Below are 5327 nucleotides of genomic sequence, written 5' to 3'. Positions count from 1 at the left end.
TGGTAATGACTACATCTTTTAATCCAGGGATATTCATGGTAATATTCATATACACGTAACTCCATTTCTTTTGTCTTGTTTCTCGACAATTCAAGTATAAAAGAATTGGATGTTTACGTGTTTTTTTATGAATAAAAAGTTGTGTTCAAACCCCAACAAATATTATAGAGCCCTAAAAAAGATGTGCTTAAAATATACTTCTTATACACTGATTTGTACCTATTCTTTAAAAATCACACCCCAAATATTTTTTAAGAAAGTAATGATATCCCCCCTTTTGTTCGATCTATTACAAAATAAACTAAATATTGCTTCTAAATTTACAACTAGATTTCGACATTATAATCTAAAAACCTTCAAAAATCCCAAAAATAGTTAAATTCTACCATAATTAAAAAATAATAGTAAAAAAGTCATATGTGACAACACTGGGCATCATTATTATCTGTAGCAGAGCTGTCAGCATGCACTCCTTTAATTGATACAGATGGATCTAAGCTAGTATGCTTCCCTTTTTGCACTTCAAACGGTATGTTTTTCTCATCTATTAGAGATAAGTATTCAAGATAAGTTTCAGTTGTCCCGATATAATCAGCTTCTGTATGATTGTCAACAAGTAAGTCAACGTGTGATTTTACTTTAAACAATTTTGACTAATGATTGACTTTTAATATCAACCGATTACTTAAAATGCAAAAAAAACCTCCTATCTTAATTGGAGGTTTTAAAAGATTTCATTTTTTCGATTTTTATTTCTAATTTACCTTGATATTCTTGTAAAATCCCTTCAAATTCGTACGTTTCTCCTACTTCAATAAAAGGGACTTCAGTTCCCTTAAAAATTACCGTAGCAATTTAGTTACTACCGTCTGAAAAAAAAAGAAAAATACACTCCTTTTGTCTGTTATTCTTCATCTCTTTGTGGAGCTATCTCAGTAATAATTTCTTCAACAACATTTATTATTTCGCTAATTCTTGTTTCTTTGAGAACAACAATATCCAAACTATCTATTACCTTACTTATAGGGTCTTCCAAAGATGCCCATTCTCGAATTAATTTATTTCTTGTTTCTTTAACTGAGTGGGTGGCACTATATTGGGTATCAAGGATTTGATTTATGGCTTGTTGAGGTTTATCTAGATCACTAAACATAATTTTAGGTTTAAAATATGCTCTGAAGTGCTGCTTTTTTCCAAACTTATTTTGTCTTAATAAATCTAAGGCAGTTTCGTAAGAGGAAAAATAACAATCACATAAAGCCTTTAATTCCTCAAATCCTAACTTTGGAAATAGTGTTGTCAATATAGTTGGGTCCAAAAAGTACGATTCAATTGCATATTCAGTGAGAATTTTTATTCGGCCTTCATCTATCGTTACTCCATTATCAGTACCTTTTTTAACTAGAGAAGCTTTTCTAGTTGGAATTTCTTCGCCGTCAGAATCAGTTATCACCCAATATGGAGTTTTTACTACATCTTTATGTAAAATCTTTGCGTTGGCATAAAAATCCATTTTATCATATCCGTCAGTTTGTATAATATCAATCTCTTTAAGAGTGAAATTCCCGCCTAATCCCATATTTGTTGCTAATTTGTTAAATAACGCAGTGAATAAATTGTTATCGTCTTTTCCTTCTACGAACAATACAGCATTCTTATTTAGGATGTCTGATACTTGAATTCCTAGCTCTTCAATAATGGTTGTAGCCGTAGCATCTATTATACTTGATACTCCACCTACCTTATTTATACAGTGAATATTCTGCTGGTCAATTTTGCTAATAATAATAGGTGAGTGGGTAGTTAACAATACTTGGTTCTTCTTACCTATTTTTACCAAGGTATTAATCATTTTACGTTGAAGTGAAGGATGTAAATAAACTTCTGGTTCTTCAATAAGTAAAATCAAATTGCTGTCATTCATCATCTTAATATAAGTCTGAAGTATGGATAAAATCATCATACTCTGAAGTCCAGTTCCACAAGATAATATATCAATTTCCTTATGGGGCATATCCCTATCAATAAGCACTGTCTTGTATTTAAAATCGAATTTAAAACCCTCTTCAATTTTAACCTTTACAGAAAGTGTATCGGTACTGATTGCTTCCTGAAAATGTGTAGTTAAATCTGTTGATAAGTTTCTACATTGTTCCTCTTCATTTGTAGATATTAGTGCTTTTATTTCTCCATATGTTAATTTATCTCGTGAATTTGGGAGCTTTATGTAATTTTCCACTTCCTGTTGCTCTTGAAGTAATGATATTAGTTCTTTCATATTAGATTTCGTTCCAGCTGTAGTTTCTTTATCGGGTGTTCTTATAGCAGAGATGACCTTAATACAGAAATCGTTTTTTGCAACAGTGGTATCATTAGATAGTTTGTATATACTGTTTCCTCGTTTTGGTTTAATAAACTTAATTAATATACTGTCATGCTGCTCTAAATCCAAACAAAACTTTTTAGTTGTTTCATCAAACTTTTGTAATCGCTTTTCATCCAACTTACGAAGTTCTCTTTCCTTCAGAGCATCGTTTCCGTCGTTCTCCATAATTTTCAACATTGTTTTGTTATACATTGATTTGTAATTAAAATAACGTTCAATGTCTTCATTAACGATATCGGTGAAAAGTAAGCTTATTTCTATATTTTCTTCTTTACCCATATGAAAATCGTCATCATTAATTGATTTGTCTCCATAAAAGCACTGAATTGCATCCAATAAAGCAGATTTACCATAATTGTTTTTTCCAACTATTGCAGTAAGGTCATCGATATTTGCTACAATGTGACTAATTGACTTATAATTTTTGACCTCAATTCTACTTAATTTCATTTTCTCATTCCCCCTTATTTCGCCAATATTTTACATTCTTTAATTATAAAGCAATTATGTTGAAACAATAAAATCTTTTTCTGATGGTCTATTTATCTTTAATTAATAACACTAGAAATAATAGGATAGTGGGATACCGAAAAAATAACTAAGTAGTGAAGTAAAACAAAAGAGACAGATGAAATCTGCCTTATACTTGTTCAATATCAACAATATCTAACCATTCTACTTTTTTATCTTGATTAACAGTCAGGGAGAATTTAATATTTAGCTTTACTTGATCTGATCCAATCTTAATAAAATCTTCTTCCAAAGGCTCAAATAAATAATTCGTCTGGCTAACATCAAAATCGACATTTACTTCTAAATAACCTGTAACGATAACATGATCTAGAATCACTTCTACATTTAAGTTATAAACTTTTAGAAATGAAATGTCAGTGGCTTCAAGATACTCTGCATCAGGGTCAAAACGAGTAGGAATACGACTAGTATAGTCATTAACGTAATCCCAACAAGATTCAAAGATGTTTTGGAAACTGTGGTCCTCAATCATTTCTAAGATTAAGTTAGGACTATTAGCAATATCTTCATCCCCAACCCAATTTACAAGATTGAGAGTCTTTTGAAGCTGTTTTACTTCACCACAATTTTGAATGAAATCTTGCGGTGTTTTATAAAAGATAAAATCTGTTGAGTCAAGCTTTAATTCAGGATGAATTTCTCCATTTAAAGTAAAATCCTCTGTATTTTTTGTAATAAAATAAGCTGGCTTAGTTATAAATTGACGGGTTTCAAGGTAGTTAACATAAGAGAGCCAAATAATAGCATCTCGAAATTCCATTTTTCTTTCACTAAATGGTTTGATACGCTTGATAGAGCGCTCAACTAATTCAGGAAGCATATCATTTGAGAAAGGGATTATTTCTATATAGCCATAATCCTCTAACTCTTCGAAATGGTTTTCTAGCTTTGCTATATATTGATCTATGGTTTCTCTCCATACTATTGGAGAACTGTCATATTGAGGGAGTAATTTTATAATTTTATTTTCTCCTTTTTTGATTTCATCAAAATATTTTACGAGTTCCTTTTCATAGTTGTTAATAATCTCCTTTTTAACAACTTCAGAAATGCAGATAGTAATGAGTTCTTTTTCTGCCAACTCAAGAAGCAGGCGGTTGTGAATGTTTTTATTCATAAAAGGATCTGTATAACAAACATTTGAATCCAGAAAGATTGATAGCATGGTTATTCTACTCCTTGGAAAAAATAAAACCCCCGATCTAGACAGGTGCCCTCGAATAGGAAGCCATTGATACAGTCTCGAGTTGCGTCAAACCTGGAGGCAGGCTCGCCAAATTTGTAGTTAATTCTTCTTTCACTATACTGCTCCGTCAGCTTAATAATTTCCACAAGTAAGACGTTAATCCTTTATGGATTAACATATGCAAGAAATATTTTTGTTTATTTTAAAGGCCACAAATGAAATTAAAACAACACAATATCAAATCGACAAATTATTAAAAGGAAAATTTCTAGGATTAATCTAAGTGTAAAGTAATGGTTTCTAAACTAAAGTTCCATTACTTCCATTAACATTGATTTTAGATATTAGGTATTTCATTGAGGGGAAATAAATACGGTTATTCTCATTTTTTGATCACTTAGTTTTTCAATATCATCAATAAGACCGTAGGGATTTGTTATATGCGAGTCCTTGTCATAAACAAAACAAACTAAATGGTTACATCCTGGATGCTGTTTATATCTTTCAACGTCAATTATCAATTGTTCACCAATCTGCTTATCAGACAAACCCCTATTTGTCATTTTGGTCTCAATCACAACTCCATGTTGAGGTAAGAGAAAATCGACCCTTGAATTACTTCCAGCATAGCTTGGTACAAAATCCTCGGGTCTGATGTCATCAACAAATAATTTCAATATCGCCAACATTGCATCCTGTACGTCATACTCATCATTAATTGTTATAGTTGATCGATTACCGTGTCGACGTTTAATGTTCACATCGAATTTGTTAAAATTATTACATATCTCTGCAATAATAGGCATGATGTCGTTTTTTGGTGGTACAGGCGGATTCTGTTGAAATGCCTTAAGAATTGATATTAGAGGATGATATCTTTCATCTCCAAAACCATCTGCTTCTTCAGCTATTCTACGAAATCGTACTGTATCAGGGTCTCCTGGGAAATTGGATTCTACGAATCGTATGGCTAGAGCAAGCCAATTCTGATATTTTTCTCCAGTATAATAACTTTCAACACCATAGCCTCTTTTATTCTCTCTTGCAACTTTTTCGCCCATAGCAATTAGTTCTGAAATATCCATGATATAAACTCCTCGTATATTAGTAGTAAGAGCTCTTTCTAGTAGAATTTCCAGTTGATCCGGACAACTGGGGATCTATTGGATTCCTATAGGAAAGTGGTTGCCTTTCGGCTCCCTCACTCTTTTTGTTTTGCCC

At 31.8% G+C, this 5327-nt stretch carries 3 protein-coding genes; all 3 read right to left on the bottom strand.

All coding sequences use genetic code 11. From position 1 onward, the window contains the following. Window positions 1-904 precede the first annotated feature (904 nt). Window positions 905-2836, bottom strand: a complete 1932-nt coding sequence (locus MLE14_RS21675; protein ID WP_243300483.1) for an ATP-dependent nuclease — start codon at window positions 2834-2836, stop codon at window positions 905-907. 190 nt (window positions 2837-3026) lie between these two features. Continuing rightward, window positions 3027-4085: a PIN domain-containing protein gene (locus MLE14_RS21670; RefSeq protein ID WP_243300482.1), complete on the bottom strand. Its 1059-nt coding sequence runs from the start codon at window positions 4083-4085 to the stop codon at window positions 3027-3029. Window positions 4086-4459: 374 nt separating this feature from the next. Beyond that, complete coding sequence (locus MLE14_RS21665) at window positions 4460-5191, bottom strand: PD-(D/E)XK nuclease domain-containing protein (protein ID WP_243300481.1); 732 nt, start codon at window positions 5189-5191, stop codon at window positions 4460-4462. Between the last annotated feature and the right edge of the window lie 136 nt (window positions 5192-5327).

The organism is Bacillus litorisediminis (assembly GCF_022808645.1).
GTDB classification, from domain to species: Bacteria; Bacillota; Bacilli; order Bacillales; family JC228; genus Bacillus_BF; species Bacillus_BF litorisediminis.
This window is presented reverse-complemented; position numbering and strand designations above follow the sequence as displayed.

Coding starts and splice junctions, on each gene's coding strand:
- MLE14_RS21675 (WP_243300483.1), bottom strand. CDS start 2,836: ATGAAATTAAGTAGAATTGAGGTCAAAAATTATAAGTCAATTAGTCAC.
- MLE14_RS21670 (WP_243300482.1), bottom strand. CDS start 4,085: ATGCTATCAATCTTTCTGGATTCAAATGTTTGTTATACAGATCCTTTT.
- MLE14_RS21665 (WP_243300481.1), bottom strand. CDS start 5,191: ATGGATATTTCAGAACTAATTGCTATGGGCGAAAAAGTTGCAAGAGAG.